The sequence below is a fragment of the Stenotrophomonas sp. TWI587 genome, from assembly GCF_039674145.1.
GTDB classification, from domain to species: domain Bacteria; phylum Pseudomonadota; class Gammaproteobacteria; order Xanthomonadales; family Xanthomonadaceae; genus Stenotrophomonas; species Stenotrophomonas maltophilia_AY.
This window is the reverse complement of sequence record NZ_JBDJMW010000005.1, coordinates 368,844-391,041: the sequence shown is the minus strand read 5'-3', so window position 1 is coordinate 391,041 and position 22,198 is coordinate 368,844. Positions and strand designations below refer to the sequence as shown.

At 66.9% G+C, this 22,198-nt stretch carries 21 protein-coding genes; 8 read left to right on the top strand and 13 right to left on the bottom strand.

Features of this window, described 5'->3' with window-relative positions; translation table 11 throughout:
- Positions 1–255: 255 nt before the first annotated feature.
- The gene (gene dksA, locus ABE464_RS11215; protein ID WP_346472000.1) at positions 256–1,527 is read right to left on the bottom strand and encodes an RNA polymerase-binding protein DksA; all 1,272 of its coding nucleotides are present in this window, start codon (positions 1,525–1,527) and stop codon (positions 256–258) included.
- Between the two features lie 272 nt (positions 1,528–1,799).
- Between dksA and yidD the strand changes: the two genes are divergently transcribed.
- The 3 genes from yidD to ABE464_RS11200 are packed head-to-tail and all read left to right on the top strand — an operon-like array spanning position 1,800 to position 4,249.
- Positions 1,800–2,057: a membrane protein insertion efficiency factor YidD gene (yidD, locus tag ABE464_RS11210; protein ID WP_121038212.1), complete on the top strand. Its 258-nt coding sequence runs from the start codon at positions 1,800–1,802 to the stop codon at positions 2,055–2,057.
- A complete protein-coding gene (locus tag ABE464_RS11205; protein ID WP_346471999.1) occupies positions 2,058–3,404 on the top strand; it encodes a dihydroorotase in 1,347 nt (448 codons plus the stop codon).
- A complete protein-coding gene (locus tag ABE464_RS11200) occupies positions 3,404–4,249 on the top strand; it encodes a M23 family metallopeptidase (RefSeq protein WP_346471998.1) in 846 nt (281 codons plus the stop codon). Before ABE464_RS11205 ends, ABE464_RS11200 begins: the two co-directional genes overlap by 1 nt.
- A 31-nt stretch (positions 4,250–4,280) precedes the next feature.
- Here ABE464_RS11200 and ABE464_RS11195 read toward each other — a convergent pair whose 3' ends face one another.
- The 5 genes from ABE464_RS11195 to efp all read right to left on the bottom strand — a co-directional run bounded on the left by ABE464_RS11195 (position 4,281) and on the right by efp (position 8,568).
- Positions 4,281–4,988, bottom strand: coding sequence for a squalene/phytoene synthase family protein (locus tag ABE464_RS11195; protein WP_346471997.1), 708 nt, complete (start codon positions 4,986–4,988; stop codon positions 4,281–4,283).
- Between the two features lie 18 nt (positions 4,989–5,006).
- Positions 5,007–5,690 carry a phosphoglycolate phosphatase gene (locus ABE464_RS11190; RefSeq protein ID WP_346471996.1) on the bottom strand — a complete coding sequence of 228 codons (684 nt, stop codon included), beginning with the start codon at positions 5,688–5,690 and terminating at the stop codon, positions 5,007–5,009.
- Positions 5,683–6,411: a bifunctional 2-polyprenyl-6-hydroxyphenol methylase/3-demethylubiquinol 3-O-methyltransferase UbiG gene (gene ubiG, locus ABE464_RS11185; protein ID WP_346471995.1), complete on the bottom strand. Its 729-nt coding sequence runs from the start codon at positions 6,409–6,411 to the stop codon at positions 5,683–5,685. Before ubiG ends, ABE464_RS11190 begins: the two co-directional genes overlap by 8 nt.
- A 16-nt stretch (positions 6,412–6,427) precedes the next feature.
- Positions 6,428–7,771, bottom strand: a complete 1,344-nt coding sequence (locus tag ABE464_RS11180; RefSeq protein ID WP_346471994.1) for a TRZ/ATZ family hydrolase — start codon at positions 7,769–7,771, stop codon at positions 6,428–6,430.
- Positions 7,772–7,998: 227 nt separating this feature from the next.
- Positions 7,999–8,568, bottom strand: a complete 570-nt coding sequence (efp, locus tag ABE464_RS11175; RefSeq protein ID WP_019182820.1) for an elongation factor P — start codon at positions 8,566–8,568, stop codon at positions 7,999–8,001.
- A gap of 126 nt (positions 8,569–8,694) precedes the next feature.
- Here efp and epmB point away from each other — a divergent pair, with 126 nt between their 5' ends.
- Positions 8,695–9,699 carry an EF-P beta-lysylation protein EpmB gene (epmB, locus tag ABE464_RS11170; protein ID WP_346471993.1) on the top strand — a complete coding sequence of 335 codons (1,005 nt, stop codon included), beginning with the start codon at positions 8,695–8,697 and terminating at the stop codon, positions 9,697–9,699.
- A gap of 2 nt (positions 9,700–9,701) precedes the next feature.
- Here the strand turns inward: epmB and ABE464_RS11165 are convergent, their stop codons facing one another.
- The 3 genes from ABE464_RS11165 to ABE464_RS11155 are packed head-to-tail and all read right to left on the bottom strand — an operon-like array spanning position 9,702 to position 13,583.
- Positions 9,702–11,828: an EAL domain-containing protein gene (locus tag ABE464_RS11165; protein ID WP_346471992.1), complete on the bottom strand. Its 2,127-nt coding sequence runs from the start codon at positions 11,826–11,828 to the stop codon at positions 9,702–9,704.
- A complete protein-coding gene (locus ABE464_RS11160; RefSeq protein ID WP_346471991.1) occupies positions 11,825–12,757 on the bottom strand; it encodes a phosphate/phosphite/phosphonate ABC transporter substrate-binding protein in 933 nt (310 codons plus the stop codon). Before ABE464_RS11160 ends, ABE464_RS11165 begins: the two co-directional genes overlap by 4 nt.
- A 52-nt stretch (positions 12,758–12,809) precedes the next feature.
- The gene (locus ABE464_RS11155) at positions 12,810–13,583 is read right to left on the bottom strand and encodes an RNA methyltransferase (RefSeq protein ID WP_293980439.1); all 774 of its coding nucleotides are present in this window, start codon (positions 13,581–13,583) and stop codon (positions 12,810–12,812) included.
- A 119-nt stretch (positions 13,584–13,702) separates the two neighbouring features.
- Between ABE464_RS11155 and ABE464_RS11150 the strand changes: the two genes are divergently transcribed.
- A complete protein-coding gene (locus tag ABE464_RS11150; protein ID WP_019182815.1) occupies positions 13,703–14,530 on the top strand; it encodes an inositol monophosphatase family protein in 828 nt (275 codons plus the stop codon).
- A 365-nt stretch (positions 14,531–14,895) separates the two neighbouring features.
- On the opposite strand, the gene htpX is transcribed toward ABE464_RS11150, so the two are convergent.
- Complete coding sequence (gene htpX / locus ABE464_RS11145; protein ID WP_346471990.1) at positions 14,896–15,768, bottom strand: protease HtpX; 873 nt, start codon at positions 15,766–15,768, stop codon at positions 14,896–14,898.
- Between the two features lie 93 nt (positions 15,769–15,861).
- Between htpX and gluQRS the strand changes: the two genes are divergently transcribed.
- The 3 genes from gluQRS (at position 15,862) to phaR (ending at position 18,228) form a co-directional block, all read left to right on the top strand.
- Positions 15,862–16,767 carry a tRNA glutamyl-Q(34) synthetase GluQRS gene (gene gluQRS / locus ABE464_RS11140; protein WP_346471989.1) on the top strand — a complete coding sequence of 302 codons (906 nt, stop codon included), beginning with the start codon at positions 15,862–15,864 and terminating at the stop codon, positions 16,765–16,767.
- A gap of 53 nt (positions 16,768–16,820) precedes the next feature.
- Positions 16,821–17,561 carry an acetoacetyl-CoA reductase gene (gene phbB / locus ABE464_RS11135; RefSeq protein ID WP_346471988.1) on the top strand — a complete coding sequence of 247 codons (741 nt, stop codon included), beginning with the start codon at positions 16,821–16,823 and terminating at the stop codon, positions 17,559–17,561.
- Between the two features lie 121 nt (positions 17,562–17,682).
- Complete coding sequence (gene phaR, locus ABE464_RS11130; RefSeq protein WP_346471987.1) at positions 17,683–18,228, top strand: polyhydroxyalkanoate synthesis repressor PhaR; 546 nt, start codon at positions 17,683–17,685, stop codon at positions 18,226–18,228.
- A 122-nt stretch (positions 18,229–18,350) separates the two neighbouring features.
- Here phaR and ABE464_RS11125 read toward each other — a convergent pair whose 3' ends face one another.
- Genes ABE464_RS11125 through mutL form a run of 3 tightly spaced genes read right to left on the bottom strand, consistent with a single transcriptional unit; the run spans position 18,351 to position 22,145 of the window.
- Positions 18,351–19,313 carry a TraB/GumN family protein gene (locus tag ABE464_RS11125; RefSeq protein WP_346472021.1) on the bottom strand — a complete coding sequence of 321 codons (963 nt, stop codon included), beginning with the start codon at positions 19,311–19,313 and terminating at the stop codon, positions 18,351–18,353.
- 2 nt (positions 19,314–19,315) lie between these two features.
- On the bottom strand, positions 19,316–20,257 hold the full coding sequence (locus ABE464_RS11120) for a DUF1684 domain-containing protein (protein WP_346471986.1): 942 nt from the start codon (positions 20,255–20,257) through the stop codon (positions 19,316–19,318).
- A 10-nt stretch (positions 20,258–20,267) separates the two neighbouring features.
- On the bottom strand, positions 20,268–22,145 hold the full coding sequence (gene mutL, locus ABE464_RS11115) for a DNA mismatch repair endonuclease MutL (RefSeq protein WP_346471985.1): 1,878 nt from the start codon (positions 22,143–22,145) through the stop codon (positions 20,268–20,270).
- Between the last annotated feature and the right edge of the window lie 53 nt (positions 22,146–22,198).

Below are 22,198 nucleotides of genomic sequence, written 5' to 3'. Positions count from 1 at the left end.
TCCCGTGAACGTATCGGGAGTGGGTCGGGTAGCCCGGTCCGGGACCGTGTGCGGCATGGATGCCGCACTACGAGCCCCCATGGATGGGTTTACGGCGGGTCCCGGACCGGGCTACCCGACCCACTCAAACGCCAAGTGGCAAGGCGCCAACACCCTTCGCGCCCAACCCCGATCCAACACAAACCAAAAGCAAACGGCCAAAAAAAACCCGGCCGAAGCCGGGTTTTTCGTAGAGCAGCACAACCAACAGCGCGATCAGTCGCCCTGCTGCTTCTGCAGATGCTCCCAACGCTCCTGCGCATCGATCGTGCGCTCAGCGGTCAAGCGGGCTTCCAGACGATCCAGGCCAATCTCTTCGCCCGTATCCACACAGAAACCATAATCGCCATCTTCCAGACGCTTCAGCGTGCTGTTGATCTTGCCGATCAGCTTGCGATAACGATCGCGGGTACGCAGTTCCAGCGAGTTCTCGGTCTCGCGGGTAGCGCGCTCGGCCTCATCGCCGATATCACGCACTTCTTCCTGCAGATTCGCGATGGTCTGCTTGGATTCCTCCACCAGATCATTGCGCCAGTGCTGCAGGCGCTGGCGGAAATACTCCAGCTGCAGCGGGCTCATGTATTCCTCTTCCGCGCTCGGCTTGTAACCGTCGGGCAGGATCGGACGACCGGTGGCTTCGTCAGTCTTGTATTCCACCACCTTCACCTTGGTGCGAGGGGCCGGAGCGGCCGAACGCGCTGCCACGGCAACGGCGACCTTGCCGACCGGACGGGACACGGGCTTGGGGGCGGACTCGGACTTGGCGGGGGTTTTTGCAGGCGATTTCGAAACGGGCACGGGATTCTTGTTTTGCGGGGCCTTGGAGGCGGGGGCCGCTGCCACCGGCGCCGGCGCGGAGGCCGGAGAGGTAACAGGTTTGGCCGCGCTCTTGGCCGGGACAGACTTGGCCGGCGCCGGCGATGCCGGCTTCGGTGCGGACTTCACTACGGGTGCTGCAACCGGCTTGGCAGCCGGCTTGGATGCCACGGGCTTGCTGGCGGTCTTGCTGGCCTTCACCGGCGTGGCCGGTGCCTGCTTGACTGCGGTCTTCTTCGCCGGTGCCGGCTTGGCCGCCGGTTTGGCGACAGCAGGCGTCACGGTCTTCTTGGCTGCCGTCTTGCTGGCAGCGGCTTTCTTGACGGGCGCCTTGCTCACCGGCTTGCCTGCCGCGCGCTTGGCGGGCGTGGCAACCGGCTTGGCGACCGTCGACTTCTTGGCAACGACCTTCTTGGCGACGGTCTTCTTGGCCACCACCGTCTTGGCAGCAGGCTTCTTGGCGACAGCCTTCTTGACGGTCTTGGCCGGCGACGTGCTGGCCGCCTTTTTAACGGGTGCCGTCCTGGCCGCCGGTTGTTTGGATGCGGGCTTGCCCGCCGGCTTGGCGGCCGGCTTCTTGGCAACGGTCTTGGCCGCCAACTTCTTTACAACAGGCTTGGCGGTTTTCTTGGCGGCCTTGACGGCCTTCTTTGCAGTTTTTTTAGCAGCCACGAAACGCTCTTCCTTGGATTCCCCGGGGCCCGGGAAAGCGGGCCTTTATAGCCTACCCGACCAGCAGCAGCAACCACACCGCCTACTCCGTTCAGCCCCGGAGTCGCAAGGCGTGCGACCGGTCCGCCTGGCAGGCGGGCCAACGTGCGCAGTTCGGTACCTGACCCGGCGACACCGCCGGGGCGGCCCGTCGCGCGCGTGGGTGCGGACGGGTCCAACGCCCCATCCTGCGACAAATGCGCCCTTCATGCCAACTGGAATAAGATTGGGGGGTGATCTCACGCCTGCTCATCGCCCTGCTGCGCTTCTACAAGCGCTTCATCAGCCCGCTGCTGGGGCCGCGTTGCCGCTTCATGCCCAGCTGTTCTGAATACGCCATGCAAGCCATCGCCACCCATGGCCCAGCGCGCGGCAGCTGGCTGGCCGCGCGCCGGCTGGGCCGCTGCCATCCCTTCCATCCCGGTGGCATCGACGAGGTGCCACCGCGCGCCGCGCACGACGCCACCTGCCGCTGCACAGGAAAACACTGAATGTCCTCCACGCTTATCGTCAACGCCCGCCTGGTCAACGAAGGCACCATCACCCAGGGTGACCTGCGCATCGAAGATGGCCGCATCGCGCAGATCGGCCCTGGCCTGGATGCCCGTCCCGGTGAAACCGTGGTCGATGCCGCCGGTCGCTGGCTGCTGCCGGGCATGATCGACGACCAGGTCCATTTCCGTGAGCCCGGCCTGACCCACAAGGGCGACATCGCGACCGAATCCGGCGCGGCCGTTGCCGGCGGCCTGACCAGCTTCATGGACATGCCCAACACCAACCCGCCCACGCTCAACGCCGAGATCCTGCAGGCCAAGTACGATGCCGCCGCCGGCCGTGCGCGCGCCAACTACGGCTTCTACATGGGCGCCAGCAACGACAACCTGGCCCATATCCAGTCGCTGGACCCCAAGACCGCGCCGGGCATCAAGGTGTTCATGGGCGCCTCCACCGGCAACATGCTGGTGGACAACCCGGAAACGCTCGACGCGATCTTCCGCGACGCGCCCACCCCGATCATCACGCATTGCGAAGACACGCCGATGATCGATGCCAAGGCCAAGGAGTACGCCGAGAAGTACGGCGATGCCCTCAGTGCCGAGCAGCATCCGGACATCCGTTCGCGCGAGGCCTGCCTCAAGTCCTCGCAGCTGGCCGTGTCGCTGGCCAAGAAGCATGGCACCCGGCTGCACGTGCTGCACATCTCCACTGCCGATGAGCTGGCCCTGTTCGAACGCGGCCCGCTGATCCGCGCCGATGGCAGCCGTAAGCAGATCACCGCCGAAACCTGCATCCACTTCCTGCGTTTCGACCGCAGCGATTACGCGCGGCTGGGCAACCTGATCAAGTGCAACCCGGCGATCAAGGAAGCCAGCGATCGCGAAGCGCTGACCCGCGCCGTGGCCGATGACGTGATCGACGTGCTCGCCACCGATCATGCGCCGCACACCTGGGAAGAGAAGCAGAAGCCCTATGCGCAGGCGCCGTCCGGCCTGCCGCTGGTGCAGTACGCGCTGGTCGCCGCGCTGGAGCTGGTGCACGAAGGCAAGCTGGAGATCACCCAGGTCGTGCAGAAGTTCGCGCACGCGCCGGCGCAGCTGTTCGACGTCAGCCAGCGTGGTTACCTGCGCGAAGGTTACTTCGCCGATCTGGTGCTGGTCGAAGACGTGCCCTTCACCGTCAAGCGCGAAGACGTGCTGTCCAAGTGCGGCTGGTCGCCGTTTGAAGGCACCACCTTCCGTTCCCGCATCGCCTCGACCTGGGTCAACGGGCAGCTGGCGTGGGATGGCGAAAAGCTGGTGGGTTCGCCGAACGGCCAGCGCATGAGCTTCGACCGCTGATGCGGGCACGGGTGTTGAGTGCGGCCCTGGCGGCCGCAGGCATCGCGGCGATGGGCAGCCTGCTGCCCTCGCCCGCCGTGGCCCAGGCCGATGCGCGCGTGGTATTTCCGGCCAGCGCCTCGCAGGGCGCGATGGTGATCGGCAAGGTGCCGGCCGGCAGCACCGTGCAGTACGGCGGGCGCACCCTGCGCGTGAGCGGGTACGGCAGCGTGGTGTTCGGCATCGGCCGCGATGAGAAAGGTCCGCTGCAGGTGCAGGTGACGCGCCCGGACGGCGGCAGTGAAACGGTCAGTGTCGCGGTCACCCCGCGCGACTGGCCGACCGAACGCGTCAACGGCGTACCGCCGAAAACCGTCAACCCGCCGCCGGCGATCGCCGAGCGGATCAAGCGCGAGCAGGCGCAGGTCACCGCCGCGCGTGCCCGCGATGACAATCGCGCCGACTTCGCACAGGCCTTCATCTGGCCGGTGCAGGGCCGCATCAGCGGCCGCTTCGGCAATGCGCGCGTCTATAACGGCCAACCCGGTTCGGGGCACTCCGGCATGGACATCGCGGTGCCGACCGGCACCCCGGTGAAAGCGCCGGCCGCAGGCGTCGTCACCTTCGCTGGCCCGGACCTGTACCTGACCGGCGGCACGCTGCTGCTGGATCACGGCTTCGGGATCAGCTCGAATTTCCTGCACCTGTCGCGCATCGACGTCAAGGTCGGTGACCGTGTCGAGCAGGGCCAGGTAATCGCGGCGGTCGGGGCGACCGGTCGCGCGACCGGCCCGCATCTGCATTGGGGCATGAACTGGTTCGATACCCGCATCGACCCGCTGCTGGTGCTGGAACGCGCAAAGTAACGGAGTGCCGGCCGCTGGCCGGCACGCACCTTCAGCCCCGCGCAGCCCACCAGGTCAGCCACAGCGTACGCATCGGCGTGGCCTGGTACTGGCGGTCCTGCGCCCAGGTCTGCTGGCGGGCACGGGCCAACGCGGCGTACAGCCGGCGAGGCCGCGGGCCGGCAACGCGCGCCGGCCACTTCGCCAGCAACTGCTGCGCCCACTTGCGCGGCGCGGCGGTGTCATCCTCGGCCAGCAGCGAACGCGGAATGGCGGCAACGCCGCTCTCGTGCAGGCGCTGGGCCAGTGTCTGCAGCAGCACCGGCGTGGCGACATCGCCGCGCGCCGGGGTATCGAACATCACCGCTTCGACCGCCGCCACCGCGGCCGCATAGGCCTGCAGCGAGCGCATTGCCTGCGCCGGATCGACCGGCACCGCCCGCGCTTCGATCAGATCCGGCAGGGTCTCGGCCAGCTGCGCCCACGGCGCGCGCACCGGCTCGAGCACACGCCCCAGCGGATGGCGGGACCGCTGTGCGGACCAACTGCGCAGCTCTTCGCCCCACCACGCCAGTTTGGCGTCGGACGGCATGGGGTCGCCGGCGGTATTGAGGATGTCGTCGAACTCCTGCAGCAGCGAGAACCACGCCACCACCAGGGTGCGCTGGCTCTCGGCCACGAAGCGTTCGGCCACCTGCCACTCGGGCCAGCGGGTCCGCCACTTGTCCAGGAAGCTGTCCAGGGCGCTGGAAGTACTCACGGTGTATTCCTTGAAAGGCTAGAGCGTGCGCGGAAGCGGCCACGCCTTGGCATGTTGCAGGTGTTCGGGACGTGCGGTCAGCGTATCGGCGCCCCAGGCCGCGGGATCGTCGGCGTCGAGCCGGTAACCCCACAGGGCGGCGACCGAGGCCATGCCGGCGGCGTTGGCGGCGACGATGTCGCGCTCGTCATCGCCCACGTAAATGCAGGTGCCGGGTGCGATGCCCATGCGCTCGGCGGCGGCCAGCAACGGCAGCGGATGCGGTTTACGCTGGGCCAGGGTGTCGCCGCCGATCAGTACCTTGCAGCGCTGTTCCCAGCCCAGCTGCGGCACGATCAGCCGAGCCAGATACTCGGGCTTGTTGGTGACGATGCCCCAGACACAGCCGGCGGCATCGAGTGCATCGAGCATGCCGGCGACGCCGTCAAACAGCACCGCGTGCTGTCCGATCAGGCCTTCGTAGCGTTGCAGGAACTCCGGCACCAGCGCATCGCGTTCGTCCTGCCCCAGCTCGGGAAAGGCCACCGAGACCATCGCGCGCGAGCCTTTGGAGACCACCGGACGCAGCGCTTCCAGGGTGATCGGCGCGCGCTCGCGGGCGGCCAGCATCGCGTTGGCGGTGGCCAGCATGTCCGGGGCGCTGTCCAGCAGGGTGCCGTCCAGATCGAACAGCACCGCTGGCGGAAAACCGAACTCAGACACGTGCAGCGTCCGGCTTGACCGCGTGGGCCAGGTAATTGATGTCGGTACGGGTGCTCAGGCGGGCACGATTGCGCCACGGCTCATAGGCCATGCCGCTGACATCACGCAGGTTGAAATCGGCCTCGCGCAGCCACTTGCCCAGCTCGGCCGGCTTGATGAAATCCTGGTAGTGATGCGTGCCCTTGGGCAGCAGCCGCGCCACGTACTCGGCACCGACGATTGCCACGGCGAACGCAGCCGGGGTGCGGTTGACGGTGGACAGGAACAGCTGACCACTCGGCTTGAGCAGGCGGTGGCAGGCGGCGATGATCGCGCCCGGGTCCGGCACATGCTCGAGCATTTCCATGCAGGTGACCACATCGAAGCTGCCCGGCTGTTCGGCGGCCAGGTCCTCAGCGGCCTGTACGCGGTAGTCGACGGTGACGCCCGACTCCAGCCCGTGCAGGCGTGCGACCTTGACCAGCTCCGGGGCCAGGTCGATCGCAGTGACGTCCGCGCCTTCCTTGGCCAGCGCTTCGCTGAGCAGGCCGCCACCGCAGCCGATGTCGAGCACGCGGGCGCCGCGCAGGGTCACGCGCTGGGCCACGTACTGCAGGCGCACCGGGTTCAGTGCATGCAGCGGCTTCTGCGGGCCATCGACGTCCCACCAGCGGTTGGCGAGCGCGGCGAACTTGTCCAGTTCGGCCTGATCGAAATTGGTGGAGGCATGGGGGGTATTCATGGGGATCCTTGGTGCATCAAGCACGGATGTGTCGGATACGCTCGCGCCACTGGCGGGCGTTGGCGACGATCGCAGCGGTGTCCATGCCGACCAGTTCGCGCTGGACCAGCTTGGGCTGGCCGGCGATCCAGACATCACTGACCTGATGGCGGCCGGCGGCGTAGACGAGCTGCGAGAGCACATGGTGCAGCGGTTGGGTTTCCAGTGCGGAGAGATCCACGCAGACCAGATCGGCCTGCTTGCCGACCTCGATCGAGCCGATGCGGTCGCCGAAGCCCAGCGCGCGGGCGCCGCCCAGCGTCGCCGCGCGCAGCGTGGTGGCCGCGTCCAGCGCGGTGGCGTCATTGGCCACGGCCTTGGCCAGGATCGCCGCGGTGCGGTTCTCGCTGAACATGTCCAGGTCGTTGTTGCTGGCGCAGCCGTCGGTGCCGATCGCCAGGTTCACACCAGCGCGCTGCAGGGCGCAGGCCGGGCAGAACCCGGAGGCGAGCTTGAGATTGGATTCGGGGCAATGCACCACGCTGACGCCACGCTCGGCGCACAGGTGGATTTCGGCCTCGGTCAGCTGGGTCATGTGCACCGCGATCAGGCGGTCGTTGACCAGGCCCAGGCGGTCCAGGCGCGCCAGCGGGCGCTGGCCGTGCAGCTTGATCGAGTCGCTGATTTCCTGCGCGGTTTCATGCGTGTGCAGGTGCACCTGCATGTCCAGCTGGTCGGACAACATGCGCACGCGTTCGAAATTGGCGTCATTGACGGTGTACGGTGCGTGCGGCGCGAACGAGGTGCCGATCAGCGGATCGTTGCGCCACTGGTCGTGCAGCTCGCCGGCCTTGGCGAAGTACTCGTCGTCGGTCTTTGCCCAGGCGGTCGGGAAATCGATGATTACCGCACCGACCAGCGCACGGAACCCGTGCTGCTTGTAGACGGCGGCCTGGACGTCGGAGAAGAAGTAGTTTTCGTTGGCGCAGGTAGTACCGCCGCGCAGCATCTCGGCGATCGCCAGGGTGGTGCCGTCGGCCACGAACTCCGGCCCGATCACCGCCGCTTCGACCGGCCAGATGTGCTGCTGCAGCCAGACCATCAGCGGCAGGTCGTCGGCGACGCCCCGCAGGAGGGTCATGGGATTGTGGGTATGCGCGTTGACCAGGCCCGGCATCAGCGCCGCGTCCGGGCGTGAGACGGTCTGCTTCGGCGCAAAGCGCTCGCGCGCCTCGGCACGTGGCAGGATCGCGATGATCTCACTGCCTCGCACCGCCACCGCATGGTCTTCCAGCACCACCGCATGCGGTTCGATCGGGACCACGTAACCGGCTTCGATCAGCAGGTCACAGGTTTCGGGAATGCGGGCGGTGTCGGTCATGCGGACTCACTTTGCTGGAGAAACAGGTCAGCCTGCGGCAGGGCCTACCTCGAACCTTCAGAAGACCGGCCCCCTGCTGGACGGCTACCGCGATGCTTCTGGAGGACTGGCCCCTGAGTCAGGGGCGGCCGCGAAGCGGCGGGGTGTGGGTGCTGGTGAGTCGGGGCCCACGATCCGCAGCGCGGACCGTGGGAGCGCCAGCGCGAATGCGCTGGCTCGAACCCGGATTACTTGCCTGCGCGCGCGGAGTATTCGCCCGAGCGCGTGTCGACCTTGATGATTTCATCCTGGTTGACGAACAGCGGCACGCGGACCACCGCGCCGGTTTCCAAGGTGGCCGGCTTGCCGCCGCCGCCCGAGGTGTCGCCACGGACGCCCGGATCGGTTTCGGTGATCTTCAGCTCGACGAAGTTCGGCGGCTGCACGAAGATCGGCTCGCCGTTCCACAGCGTGACGATGCAGGACTCTTCGCCCTTCAGCCACTTCTCGGCGCCGCCCATGCCCGCCTTGGTGGCCTGGACCTGCTCGAAGGATTCCGGGTCCATGAAGTGCCAGAACTCGCCGTCGCTGTACATGAAGTCCATGTTGGTATCCACGACGTCGGCCTTCTCCACGTCGTCGGTGGCCTTCATGGTCATTTCGACCACGCGGCCCGACTTGATGAAGCGGTACTTCATGCGGGTGAAGGCCTGGCCCTTGCCCGGCTTGACGTATTCGGTCTCGGTGATGACCGCTGGTTCATTGTTGACCAGGATCTTCATCCCGTTCTTGACGTCGTTCATGCCAACAGTGGCCATGCTGAAACTCCTGAATGGGCAAACGCCGCGCAGGCGCGGCGAGCCGGATAGAATGGGAAATCCCACCGACACCGGTGGGGTGACTCGATATTTCTGACCCACATGATAACCGCAGGCCCCCATTCCATGCAGCTTTCCGCCACGCCCCTGGCCGCCCCCGTCCGCTGGCAGCAACGGTGGCGCGAGGCGATCCGCGACCCGCGCGAGCTGCTGCGGCAGCTGGGGCTGGATCCGGCGGAACTGGGCGTCTCGGACGAGGCCACCGGCCAGTTCGCGGTGCGTGTGCCGCAGGGCTTCGCGGCCCGGATGCGTCATGGCGACCGCCACGACCCCCTGCTGCGCCAGGTCCTGCCGATCACCGACGAGCTGAAGGTCGTGCCCGGCTTCAGCCTGGATGCGGTGGGCGATGGCGCGGCCAAGAAGGCCACCGGGGTCATCCAGAAGTACCGCGGCCGTGCCTTGCTGGTCACCACCGGCAGCTGCGCGATCAACTGCCGCTACTGCTTCCGCCGCCATTTCGACTACGGCACCGAGAACGCGGCCCGCGAAGGCTGGCGCGATGCAGTGGAGGCGATCGCGCAGGACCCGGACATCGACGAGGTGATCCTGTCCGGCGGCGACCCGCTGTCGCTGGCGACCCACAAGCTGGTCGAGCTGACCCAGGCGCTGAAGCAGATTCCGCACCTGCGCCGCCTGCGCATCCACAGCCGCCTGCCGGTGGTGCTGCCCGAGCGCGTGGATGACGAGCTGGTGCAGTGGATCGCGTCGCTGCCGTGGCCGGTGGCGTTCGTGATCCATGCCAATCACGCCAACGAATTCGATGCGTCCGTGGATGCCGCCATGGCGCGCCTGCGCGCGGCCGGCGCCACCCTGCTCAACCAGGCGGTGCTGCTGCGCGGGGTCAACGATTCGATCGAGGCGCTGCAGGGCCTGAGCGAGCGCAGCTTCGCGGCGGGCGTGCTGCCCTATTACCTCTACCAAGTGGATCGGGTCGAAGGCGTGGCCCATTTCGAAGTAGCCGACGACACCGCCAAGGACCTGCATGCGCAGCTGACCGCGCGCCTGTCCGGCTACCTGGTCCCCAAGCTGGTCCGCGAGATCTCCGGCGACAGCAGCAAACGGCCGGTCTAACGTCAGCTGCCGGACTCGATCATCTGCACCACCTCGGTCGCGCTGACCGGGTGGCTCAGCCAGTAGCCCTGGCCCAGGTCGCAACCGCGCTGGGCCAGCAGGTCGAACTGCACTTCCTGCTCGATGCCTTCGGCGACCACAGTGATGCCCAGTGCATGGGCCATGGCGATGATCGCCGTGGTCAGGGCCAGGTCGTCCGGGTCGCGCTGCATGTCGGCCACGAAGCTCTTGTCGATCTTGACCCCGTCCACCGGCACCTGCCGCAGGTGGCTCAGGCCCGAGAAGCCGGTTCCGAAATCGTCGAGCCACACCTTCACGCCGGTCCGGTGCAGCTTGTCGAGCAGGGCGGCGGCCAGCATCTCATCGCCGATCACCGCCGTTTCGGTCAGCTCCAGGTGCAGGCGCGAGGCCGGCAGGCCGGTGTCGCGCAGGCAATCCGCGACCAGCGTCGGCAGCTCGCCGCCGCGCAGCTGGCGCGGTGACACGTTGACCGAGACGAACAGGCCTTCGCCATCGGCACCCGGCGGCCACTGCACCGCCTCGGTACAGGCTGCGCGCAGCACCTTGGGACCGATCACTTCGATCAGGCCGCTCTGCTCGGCCACTTCGATGAACACCGAGGGTGGAATCGTGCCCAGGGTCGGATGCTGCCAGCGCAGCAGGACTTCCACGCCGACCATGCGGCGGTCGCGGGTGCGGAAGATCGGCTGATAGGCCAGCCGCAGCTCGCCACGCTCCCACGCGCCGCGCAGCTCCTGCTCCATGTGCACGCGGCGCTCGACCGCGTGGTCCATCGCCCGGCTGTAGTAGCGGTAGCAGTTCTTGCCGGCCATCTTGGCCTGGTACATCGCGATGTCGCCGTTCTTGAGCAGCGTGGTGGCATCGGCGGCATCGTCCGGGAACAGGGTCACACCGATCGAGGTGCCCAGGAACAGCTCCCTGCCCTGCACCACCAGCGGCTGCCCCAGCTCGCGGACCAGGAGTTCGGCCAGCTCGCGGGCGCGCGCGGCCACGTCGCCCTCGCCGATCAGGATCACGAACTCATCACCACCGAAGCGGGCCAGCAAGGCCTCATCACCACCGGCCTGCGCGACGGCAGCGCTGATGCGCTGGGCGAACTGCAGCAGCGCTTCATCGCCGGCTTCATGGCCGAGCGTGTCATTGACGCGCTTGAAGTCATCCATGTCGGCGAACAGCAGCCCCAGACGATGCCCCGACGCGCGCGCGGCCATCAGCCGGTGGTCCAACGCCTCACGGAAGGCGAGACGGTTGGTCAGGCCGGTCAGCGCATCGGTGTAGGCCATGTGCCGCACTTCGCGGTCATGCCGGGCGATGGCCTGGCTCATCCGCCCGAACGCCCGCACCAGCTCGCCCACCTCATCCTGGCGATGGCTCTGGCGCATCTGCAGGTTGTAGTCGCCGGCTTCGATCTGGCGTGCCGCGCCGGCCAGCCAGCGGATCGGGGTGACCAGCGTGCGCTGCACATAGATGATCACCACCACGCCAATGCCGACCAGCAGGCCCAGCATCAGCAGCAACCAGCCCAGATGCCGTTTGCCGACCTGCTGCAGGCGCTCGCCCAGGGTCTGGTTGGCCTTCTTCTCCATCGCCTGGACGTCATCCAGCGCCATGCCCACGCGGACACCGCCAATGCGCTGGTTGCCGATCATGATCGGCATCGCGTTGTCGAGCACCTTGGGTGATTGCTGGACCACCAGCTCGCGCGCCTGGACCGCACCGGTCGCCAGTGGATCGCGCATCGGCTGACCGAACTCGAGCACGTCCACCGAGCCGTCGTGGATCAGCCGACCGTCCTCGTCGAACACCAGCACGTAGCGCACCACCTGCTGGCGCGAGGTGTTGCGTACCAGCGCGCCGACCTGCTCCAGATCGTTGTAGTACAGCGGGTTGGCCAGCGCATCGGACAGCTCGCGCGCCAAGGCCTCACCCCGGCTGCGCACGCTGCGGTCGAACAGGTCATGGATCACGTTGCCGCTGAGGTGCTGCACCTCGCCCTGCATCGTCGCCTGACGGCCCAGCACCACGGCCACGATGGCCACCACCACCAGCATCGCGCCGCTCATCGCCAGCACGAACTTTGCCTGCATTCCGGAACCCAACCGACTCATTCCACTTCCATCCGCACGCGCGTCAAGCCCAGTTTCAATTCATCCAGCCGGTGTTGCATCTGCGCATCCACACGGTGGAACCCGGAGGTACCAAAAAACACTTTGAGTGCACTGCGCCCCTGTGGATCCGAGGCGGCCTCCAGCAGGACCTGCTGCAGACGGTCGCGGACCCGCGGATCGAGCCCTTCGCGCACCATTTCAACCGCGCGGGGATAGGGCTCGGTCTGGTGGATGACCCGGAAATCGCGCACGAAGTTGGCCGGGATGCGCTTGCCATCGGACCAGTCCACGCTGCTGACCGCACCGGCATCCACCAGCCCCTTGTGCACGAAGGTGGCGATGTTGGCTTCCGAGCGCGCAAATACATATCCGACCGTGTCCGGCGCGGCCGTGTCGCCCAGCGAGGCCAGGATCTCCGGGGTCTCGCCATGCTGCAGCAGGGTCATTACCGGCACCAGATAGGCGCTGGTGGAGGCCACGTTCTGCAACGCCAGGGTGTGTCCGCGAAGATCCTCCAGCGTCTGGATGGGGCTTTCCCGGCGCACGAAGAACACCGTGTGGTACTCGCGCACCCCACTGCGCTCGGTCAACAGCAGTGGCCTGGCGCCGCTGCGCAGGCCCAGCGCGACGGCGGTGCCGGAGGTTTCTGTGACCCAGTCGACCCGGCCGCGGCGCAGATAACTGGCCATCTGCTGGGCGTCCCGTGCCATCAGGATGCGGCCTTCGGTAATGCCGACATCGCGCATGCGCGGAATCACGTAATCCAGCAGCGGCTGCAGCTGTGCATAGTGAGACTTCGGGTCGTCGCTGATCCTTCCCAGCACCAGCTCATGGGCGGGACCGGCCCAGGCCGACCCCGTCGTCGCGGCGAGGGCCAGACACAGCAATACGCTCTGCAGCAGCCTTCGCAGTCCCGACAAGCCCATCACTCCCCCCAAGGAATCGAGACAGACTACCCGAAAAAGTGAGAACTGCGTCGGCTTACAGAGGCTTATTTGTCGCCAATCTCGCCATGCGCTGTGCATCGGACAGAATGCCGCGCAGCAGCCGCACTTCCTGCTCGCTCAGCTCGGTGCGCAGGAACAGGCGGCGCAACTTGCGCATGGCCGATTCGGGTGCGCGGCCCTTGTGGAAATCGATCTCATCCAGGGTATCGCCAAGCTGACCGAACAGGCCTTCGACCTGGGCATGGCTGGCCGGCGCTTCGCCGAAGCCGGGATCGGCTGGGGCTGCGACCGGGGCGTCGGCCGCGCCGAGAATGGCCATGCGCACTTCATAGGCCAGCACCTGGACGGCGGCGGCCAGGTTCAATGAGCTGAACTCCGGGTTGGAGGGGATGTGCACGGCGGCGTGGCAGAGCTGCAGCTCTTCGTTGGTCAGGCCGGTGCGTTCACGGCCGAACACGAAGGCGACTTCGGCCGGCTCGGCGGCCTTGGCCAGCACGCGCTGGGCCGCCACGGCCGGCAGCAGCTCTTCGAGCTGGACCCGGCGCGAGCGGGCGGTACAGCCCAGCACGAAGCGGCAATCGGCCACGGCCTCGGCCAGGGTCGCCACGACCGGGGCGTCGCCGAGGACGTCTTCGGCGCCGGCCGAGCGGCGGAAGGCCTCTTCGTCCAGCGGTTTTTCCGGGGCGACCAGGACCAGGCGGCCCAGGCCCATGGTTTTCATGGCACGTGCGGCCGCCCCCATGTTTCCGGGGTGCTGGGTGCCGACCAGGACGAAGCGGATGCGGGCGGGAGCGGTTTGAACGGACATGAACAGGCCAAATGCGAGCAGGACAGCGACAAATGGTAAACTGTGCGACCGGCCTCTGCGCCGGGACCGCTCTTTTCCCCCGCCAAACCCCTACTCTGCCTTTACGGGAGCTTTTCGCCATGCAGAAACCCGCCGTCACCGTCATGGTCAAGGCCGCCCGCCTCGCCGGCAACGTCCTGTTGCGCAACATCAACAAGCTCGAGGCGTTGAACGTCGTGCAGAAGGGCCGCATGGACTATGCCAGTGAAGTCGATGCAGATGCGGAAAAGGTCATCGTCAAGGAACTCAAGCGCGCCTATCCCGAGTACGGGATCATGGGTGAGGAAGGTGGCGTGCAGTCGGTCAACCGTTACATGTGGGTCATCGATCCGCTGGACGGCACCAGCAACTACCTGCGCGGCTTCCCGCATTACTGCGTGTCCATCGCCCTGGTCGAGAACGGTGAACCGATCGACGCGGTGATCTTCGATCCGCTTCGCAATGAGCTGTTCACTGCCAGCCGTGGTGCAGGCGCGGTGTTCAATGACCGCCGTATCCGTATTGCCGAGCGCAAGGATCTGGGCGGCGCGATGATCCATACCGGTTTTGCCCCGCGTGAGCGCCAGCGCACGAGTGCGCAGCTGAAGGCGGTGGATGCGCTGCTGGTGCAGGCTGAAGACGTGCGTCGCACGGGTTCGGCGGCGTTGGATCTGGCCTATGTGGCCTGTGGCCGTGCCGATGCGTATTTCGAGGCCGGCGTGAAGGCCTGGGATATCGCCGCCGGTGTGCTGCTGGTCCGTGAGGCCGGTGGCCGGGTGTGCGATTTCAAGGGTGCGACGCCGGCCCGTATGGACAGCCGCGGCCCGGAAACCCAGCAGATCGTGGCTGGCAATGTGAAGATCAGCGATGCGCTGCAGAAGGTGCTGGTCAATACGGGCTACGCGGCGGAGTTCGACGCGAAGTTCTGATCGGGTTGCGCCTGATCTGATCTGCAGGATGACGGCGCCTTCGGGCGCCGTTGTCGTTTGTGGGCTGCGTTTTATGACAGCAACGGCAGCGCTTCCATTGCTGAGGGGCTGTGGCCGGCGGATAGCCCGGGCCAATACACGCCGTAAACCCGTCCATGGGGGCTCGACAAGCGGCATCCATGCCGCTTGACGGTCTTGGCCCGGGCTATCCGCCGGCCTCCCGAAAGATGTTGGTGTGGCGGATGGAAGAGCTCGACGCTTCTGACATCTATTGGACGGCACTGACATCTTTTGATCGCGGGCGCTCGCCCAACAAAAACGCCCGGCGGAAGCCGGGCGTTCTGTTCTGCGCACTGCGGTGTGGGTTACACCACGGTGTTGTTGGCGGCGCGCAGGGCGGCGATGCGCTCGTCCAGCGGGGGGTGGCTCATGAACAGCTTCTTGGCGGCGCCGCCGGCGATGCCGAAGGCGGCGATCTGGGTCGGCAGGGTGCTTTGGCCGTGGTTGACCTTGAGGCGCTCGAGGGCGGCGATCATTTTCTGGCGGCCGGCCAGGTGGGCACCGCCGGCGTCGGCGCGGAACTCGCGGTGACGGGAGAACCACATGGAGATCATGGTGGCGAACAGGCCGAACACCATTTCCAGGACGAACACGATGATGTAGTACGCGAAGCCTCGGCCACCGCCTTCGCGGTTGCCGGACAGGGCGCTGTCGATGAAGCCGCCGACGATGCGGGCCAGGACGATCACGAAGGTGTTGAGCACGCCCTGCAGCAGGGCCATGGTGATCATGTCGCCGTTGGCGACGTGGGCGATTTCGTGGCCGAGCACGGCTTCGGCTTCGTCTTCGCTCATGTTGTGCAGCAGGCCGGTGGACACGGCGACCAGGGCTTTGTTGCGGTTGGCGCCGGTGGCGAAGGCGTTGATTTCCGGGCCTTCGTACACGGCCACTTCGGGCATGCCGATGCCGGCTTCGCGGGCCTGGCGCTCCACGGTGGCCAGCAGCCAGCGTTCGGTGGGGTTGCGCGGCTCGGTGATCACCACCGCGCCCGTGGAGCGCTTGGCCATGAACTTGGAGAGCAGCAGCGAGATGAACGAGCCGCCGAAGCCGAAGATGGCCGCGAAGATCAGCAGGCCGCTCATCTGGTTCGGATTGACGCCCAGTACCGACATCACGATGCCGGCCAGGATCAGCACCGCAAAGTTGGTCAGCAGGAAGAGAGCAATGCGACTGAACATGGGAAAAGGACGCTCATGGGAGGTTGATGAATGCAAATCTGCGGTGACTTCAGCTTGAATTCAAGTCGCAAACTGACCGACGATTCATAGTTCATGTCCATGCCCCCCTACTGCGGCCGATTTGCGCCCTCTCCTACCGGCCCCCTGCACCCCGGCTCGCTGCTGGCTGCGCTGGGCAGCTGGCTGCTCGCGCGGCATGCGGGCGGCCACTGGCTGGTGCGGGTGGAAGACGTCGATCCTCCTCGAACGGTGCCCGGCGCGGTCAGCGGCCAGCTGGCCACCTTGGCGGCATTCGGACTGAACAGTAACGGGCCGATCGTGCATCAGAGCCAGCGCGATGCGCTGTATCAGCAGGCGCTGGACCGGTTGCTGGGTAAGGGCAAGGCGTTTGCGTGCCACTGCAGCCGCAGTGAACTGGCCGCGCAGGGCGGCATCCATCACCAGTGCGTCGCCCGTGCCGAGCGCGCGCAGCCCGCCATCCGGCTGCGGGTGCCGCCCGCCAGCGTGGTGAGCTTCGATGATGGGCTGCAGGGCACGATCGTGCAGGACGTGCACGCCGAGGTCGGCGACTTCGTGCTGCGCCGGGCGGACGGTTATTGGGCCTATCAGCTGGCGGTCGTGGTGGACGATGATGCCCAGCACGTGACCGATGTGGTGCGTGGGGCCGATCTGCTCGACTCCACACCGCGCCAGATCCTGCTGCAGCAGGCCCTCGGGCTGCCGACCCCGCGCTATCTGCACTTGCCGCTTCTGCTAGGCCCGCAGGGGCGCAAGCTCTCCAAGTCCGAGGCGGCACTACCGGTGGACCCGGCCCGGCCACTGCCGGCCCTGCGCAGGGCATGGGTGCAGCTGGGTCAGGATCCGGCGATCGGTGCGCGGGCCGATGCTGTGGACGGGTGGCTTCAGCAGGCGGCTGCCGGCTTTGATCCGGCCCGGTTGCCACCGGGCGACATTTCAACCCTGCACGTGGCTGGCGAGGTTGCCCCTTTTGCCCCCTGATGTTGCAGAATCGCTTTCCCCCTTGTTGGCCCTGCCTTTCGGAGTAGCTGCTCATGACATCTCGCGTCGCACTGGTCACCGGTGGTACCGGCGGTATCGGTACTGCCATCTGCCAACGCCTGGCCGACCAGGGCCATCGGGTCGCCACCAACTACCGTGACGAAGCCAAGGCCAGGGCCTGGCGCGAGAAAATGCTGGCGCGCGGCTGCGACGTGGCGATCTTTCCGGGCGACGTGTCCGACCCCGGCACCGCCGAGAGCATGGTGCAGGCCGTCGAAGCAGCGCTGGGCCCGGTCGAAATCCTGGTCAACAACGCCGGCATCACCCGCGATACCACCTTCCACCGCATGCGTGCGGACCAGTGGCACGACGTCATCAACACCAACCTCAACTCGGTGTTCAACGTCACGCGCCCGGTGATCGAGGGCATGCGCCGCCGTGGCTGGGGCCGGGTCATCCAGATCAGCTCGATCAACGGCCTGAAGGGTCAGTACGGGCAGGCCAATTACGCCGCCGCGAAGGCCGGCATGCACGGCTTCACCATTTCGCTGGCGCGCGAAAATGCCGGGTTCGGCATTACCGTCAATACGATCTCGCCGGGCTATGTCGCCACCGACATGGTGATGGCCGTGCCGGACGAAGTGCGCGCCAAGATCATCGCCGACATCCCCACCGGCCGCCTCGGCAAGCCGGAGGAAATCGCTTACGCGGTGGCCTTCCTGGTCAATGACGAAGCCTCATGGATCACCGGCTCCAATCTGGATATCAACGGCGGCCACCACATGGGGTGGTAAACGCCGAAATTGCTGCACCCCATGCTGCGCAACATAAATGCGACCCCTTGCTACCTATGGCGGTTGCATAGGCTGCTGCACTGCGCCATGCTGCGCGCCTACTGTGATGAGTGACTGCTTCATGGCTGCGACCCGCATTATCAAGAAGTACCCGAACCGCCGGCTCTACGACACGGAAATCTCCAGCTACATCACCATAGAGGATGTGCGCCAGCTGATCCTGGACGGTGAGGACTTCGAGGTGCGTGACGCCAAGAGCGGCGATGACCTGACCCGCTCGGTGCTGCTGCAGATCATCGCCGACCAGGAACAGGACGGCGAACCGATGCTGTCCACCCAGCTGCTCAGCCAGCTGATCCGGTTCTACGGCGACTCGCTGCAGGGCTTCATGGGCAATTACCTGGAGCGCAGCATGCAGGTCTTCCTGGACCAGCAGCAGCAGTTCCGCCAGCAGATGGGCAATCTGCTCGGCCAGACCCCCTGGGCCATGATGAACCAGCTGACCGAGCGCAACATGGAGATGTGGCAGGACTTCCAGCGCAACATGGGCGGCGGCTTCGGCGGGCGTCCCGGTGGCACCGGAACGGGTACCGGCACAGGCGCGGGTACGGGTACCGGCAAGAAGCCGGAAACCCCGGCACCGGGCGCGGGCAAGACCCGCCGCTGAGCCCCCGGCTCCACGCGACAAAGAAAAAGGCGCAGCCCTCGGGCCGCGCCTTTTCTCGTTTCAGGGTCCGGCGACGCCATCGACGCCATCCGGTCAGCCCGAGCGCCGTCCCGCCACGCGCATCAGCGCTTGGGCTTGGCGCAGCCGGTGCAGATGCGCTCCACCTTGTAGCCCTTGGCGCGCAGCTTCTCGACCACGCCGTCGTTGCCGAGCAGGTGCAGCGTGCCGACCACCACCATCGTGCCACCCTGCCCGGCCTGCAGATGGTGCTGCAGCTTGGGCACCCACGCATCATTGCGGTCGGTATTGATGCGCTTGTACAGCTGCGGATACTGGCCGCGCATTTCGGTGGCCATCGAGGTCCACAGCAGCTTGTCGTCGCCACGGCGCCAGGCATCATGAAGCTTGCGGCCCATGTCATCGCCCTTGTCGACCTGCTCCAGCGCCTCGGCGACCATCTGCTGCTGCTCCTTGGCCGACATCCCCGACAGCACGGCGATCTGGGTGTCGATGTCTTCCAGCCCGGCGGTCGCCTTGCCGGCGCTGGCGGCGCGGGTCATGAAGTGGCGATCCAGTCCCAGCGCCGGGTCCAGGCCCATCTTGGTGAACTGGCTCAGGGTGATGGTCAGGCCGACGAACCACGGCTTCATCCCCTGCAACTGGGCCAGCGGCAGCTTGTTTTCCTGCGCATAGGCCTGCAGCCGGGTCCAGGTGGCCGCATCCAGGTCGCGCTTCAACTCCGAGCCATCGGTGCGCATCGCCGCCTGCACCATCTTCTGCGCAAGCTGGGGGGATTCCATGTCCTGCGGCGACAATTCGAACACCACCCGCTGCGAGGCGGCGAAGGCCTGGTCGACGTCCGGCGAGAGCGGGTAATCCGTCGGCTGCAGCAGATGGAACGAACCCAGCAGATACAGCCGGCTGTCGCCGGGGCCGGTGACCTTCCACAGCAGCGGGACCGGGGGAGTGGCTTTCGCCGCTGCCGATGCCTTCGGCGCCACCGGGCGCGCTTCGGCGCTGCCCGTACCGACCCACAGGCCCGCAGCAATCAGCAGCGGGGACAGCACTCGCGACAACATCGAGATCATCAAGCCTCTCCTTCAGGGGCGTGGTACGCCTGCTCACCTGCGTCCACGCGCAGGTCCAGGCGGTTTTCGGGGGGTGTCAGCGGACAGGTCGCAAACGGGGTGAACGCGCACGGTGGGTTGTAGGCGTGATTGAAATCGATCACCACCCGGCCCTGTTCGTCGGGCGCGGGCAGATCCAGATAGCGACCGGCCGGATAACTGCCGTGGCCGCTGGTGCGGTCGCCGAAGATCACGAACAGGTCCCGGCCCGGCTCACCGATCGCTTCCAGCCGCCAGGTGTGGCCATCGCGTTCGAATTCCAGCGCGCCGGCATTGGGCATGTTCGTGGTCAGGCCGGTGATGTCCACGATCGGCAGCGTCTTACCGGCCGGATGGGGCACGAAGCGCGCGGTGATGCGCCAGGACGGGCCGCCCGGCCAATACGTCAGGCCGGTGAAGTTGGTCCGCGAGGGCGCATCGGCATGCTTGACCCGCAGCGCGAAGCGCTCACCGCGATGGATCAGGCTGAGCCGGCCCTTGTCGTCATCGAAGGCGATGACGGTCGGGGTTGGATCGCGGTCGCTGAAGAAGCGGATGCGCCCAGTGACCGGCTTGCCCTCCACGCGCATCGGCACGCCACGTTCGGGCGTGAACCAGACGGTGGTGCCTTCACGGGCAACCATGCCCAACTTGTCGGGCCCGACCGCCAGGCGGATGCCGCTACCGGGCCCGCGGCCGATGTAATGCGCCTTGTGCTCGAGCCAGTGCAGGCCGACTAGGCTGGTCCAGCCATCGGCGGCGTGCAGTGCTTCGTAGCGCTGTTGGCGCCACTGCTGCTGTTCGGCTTCGAAGGCCGGATCGATCGCCACCTTCGCAGGTGCCGCCTCGTTCTTTTCGCCACATCCCGAGATGCTCACTGCCAGCAGCAACGCGGTCGCCCACACTCCCCAGTGCTTCCCCATGACCTTCCTCTCAACGTCCGCGCAGGAACCAGCGGTCGATTTCCGCCAGCGAAAAACGGGCCCAGGTCGGTCGGCCGTGATTGCACTGACCCGAGCGTTCGGTGATTTCCATGTCGCGCAGCAGGCCGTTCATTTCCGGCACGGTCAGGCGCCGGTTGGCGCGCACCGCGCCGTGACAGGCCATGGTGGACAGCAGTTCATCGCGTGCGCTGGCGATGCGTCGGCTCTGCCCATGCTCACGCAGGTCGGTGAGCACGTCGCGCAGCAGCGCCTCGGGCTCGGCATTGGCCAGCAACGCCGGAATGCTGCGGACGTGCAGCGAACCGGGGCCGGCGCGGGTGATCTCAAAGCCCAGCGAGGTCAAGGTCTCCGCCTCGCGCTCGGCAGTGTCGGCATCGCGTTCGCCCACCGCCAAGGTGATTGGCACCAGCAGCGGCTGCGCATGCAGGCCCATGCCGTCATGTGCAGTCTTCAGCCGCTCGTAACCGATGCGCTCGTGTGCGGCGTGCATGTCCACCACGATCAGGCCTTCGGCGTTTTCGGCGAGGATGTAGATGCCATGCAACTGGGCAATCGCATAGCCCAGCGGTGGCACCCCACTGTCGGCCGCGGTCACCGGCAGGCCGTTTTCAGTCGGCATCGGCGGCAGGCTGCTGGCCGCTGCGGTACCGCCCGGCGCGCCATACAGCGCTGCGTAGGCGGACGGCGCATCGGCCACACGCAGCCCCAACGGTGATTGCTGCGGGCGCCAGTCGCCGCCCATGCCACCGCCACCGCCAGCGCCGTTGCCTGCGAGTGCATAGCCGGTGCTGCCCGACGACGGCAGCCCGTAAGCGGGGGCCGCCGTGGCGGCACTCTCGGTGGCATGCACCTGGGGGCCGGCCGCGGTCATGCCGGCACGCGTTTCGGCCAGCGCTTCCTTGAGCGTGCGGTAGACGAAATCGTGGATCAGGCGCGAGTCGCGGAAGCGCACTTCATGCTTGGCCGGATGCACGTTGACATCGACGCGGGTCGGGTCGAGTTCCAGGAACAGCACGTACGCGGGCTGACGACCGTGGAACAGCACGTCGCCGTAAGCCATCTTCACCGCATGGGCAACGCTGCGGTCGCGCACCGAACGGCCGTTGACGTACAGGTACTGCTGATCGGTGCTGGCCCGCGAATAGTGCGGCTGCGCGATCCAGCCGTGCAGGCGCAGGCCGGCACCGCTGTGATCCACCCGCAGTGCCTGGTTGGCGAAGTCTTCGCCCAGCGTTTCGCCCAGGCGCGCATCGGAATACAGATCGCCGGGCTTGTAGCGGCGCGAGGGCTTGCCGTTGTGCGACACGCGCAGTTCGACATCCGGGCGCGCCAGCGCGAGCGAGCGCAGCCACTCTTCGATATGGCCCAGCTCGGTGCGCTCGGCGCGCAGGAACTTGCGGCGCGCCGGCACGTTGTAGAACAGCTCGCGCACTTCCACCGTGGTGCCGGGCGCATGCGCGCGCGGGGTGACTTCGCCGAGCCGGCCGCCCTCGATCTGCAAGGCCGAACCGTGCTCGTCGATGGCGCGGCGCGAGCTCAGGGTGAAGCGGCTGACCGAGGCGATCGACGGCAAGGCTTCGCCGCGGAAGCCGAGCGTGGCCACCGATTCCAGATCATCCAGGCTGGCGATCTTGCTGGTGGCGTGGCGCGACACCGCCAGCGGCAGCTCTTCCGGTGCGATGCCACCGCCGTCGTCGCGGATGCGGATCAACCGCACGCCGCCCTCTTCCAGGTCGATGTCGACGCGGGTGGCGCCGGCATCCAGCGCGTTTTCGACCAGTTCCTTGACCACGGACGCAGGGCGTTCGACCACTTCGCCGGCGGCGATCTGGTTGATCAGGATCTCAGGAAGCTGGCGGATGCTCATGCCTGCCTCCCGTTGGTGGAGGTGGCAGGCGTGGCGGCAAGGCGGAGGCGGGA

Bases quoted from the DNA above. Each gene is read 5' to 3' on its own strand.
- phaR (WP_346471987.1), top strand. From the start codon at position 17,683: ATGGCTGCGACCCGCATTATCAAGAAGTACCCGAACCGCCGGCTCTAC.
- ABE464_RS11155 (WP_293980439.1), bottom strand. From the start codon at position 13,583: ATGTCCGTTCAAACCGCTCCCGCCCGCATCCGCTTCGTCCTGGTCGGC.
- ABE464_RS11205 (WP_346471999.1), top strand. From the start codon at position 2,058: ATGTCCTCCACGCTTATCGTCAACGCCCGCCTGGTCAACGAAGGCACC.
- epmB (WP_346471993.1), top strand. From the start codon at position 8,695: ATGCAGCTTTCCGCCACGCCCCTGGCCGCCCCCGTCCGCTGGCAGCAA.
- phbB (WP_346471988.1), top strand. From the start codon at position 16,821: ATGACATCTCGCGTCGCACTGGTCACCGGTGGTACCGGCGGTATCGGT.
- ABE464_RS11165 (WP_346471992.1), bottom strand. From the start codon at position 11,828: ATGAGTCGGTTGGGTTCCGGAATGCAGGCAAAGTTCGTGCTGGCGATG.
- ABE464_RS11120 (WP_346471986.1), bottom strand. From the start codon at position 20,257: ATGGGGAAGCACTGGGGAGTGTGGGCGACCGCGTTGCTGCTGGCAGTG.
- ubiG (WP_346471995.1), bottom strand. From the start codon at position 6,411: ATGAATACCCCCCATGCCTCCACCAATTTCGATCAGGCCGAACTGGAC.
- ABE464_RS11200 (WP_346471998.1), top strand. From the start codon at position 3,404: ATGCGGGCACGGGTGTTGAGTGCGGCCCTGGCGGCCGCAGGCATCGCG.
- ABE464_RS11150 (WP_019182815.1), top strand. From the start codon at position 13,703: ATGCAGAAACCCGCCGTCACCGTCATGGTCAAGGCCGCCCGCCTCGCC.
- gluQRS (WP_346471989.1), top strand. From the start codon at position 15,862: ATGTCCATGCCCCCCTACTGCGGCCGATTTGCGCCCTCTCCTACCGGC.
- ABE464_RS11180 (WP_346471994.1), bottom strand. From the start codon at position 7,771: ATGACCGACACCGCCCGCATTCCCGAAACCTGTGACCTGCTGATCGAA.
- htpX (WP_346471990.1), bottom strand. From the start codon at position 15,768: ATGTTCAGTCGCATTGCTCTCTTCCTGCTGACCAACTTTGCGGTGCTG.
- mutL (WP_346471985.1), bottom strand. From the start codon at position 22,145: ATGAGCATCCGCCAGCTTCCTGAGATCCTGATCAACCAGATCGCCGCC.
- efp (WP_019182820.1), bottom strand. From the start codon at position 8,568: ATGGCCACTGTTGGCATGAACGACGTCAAGAACGGGATGAAGATCCTG.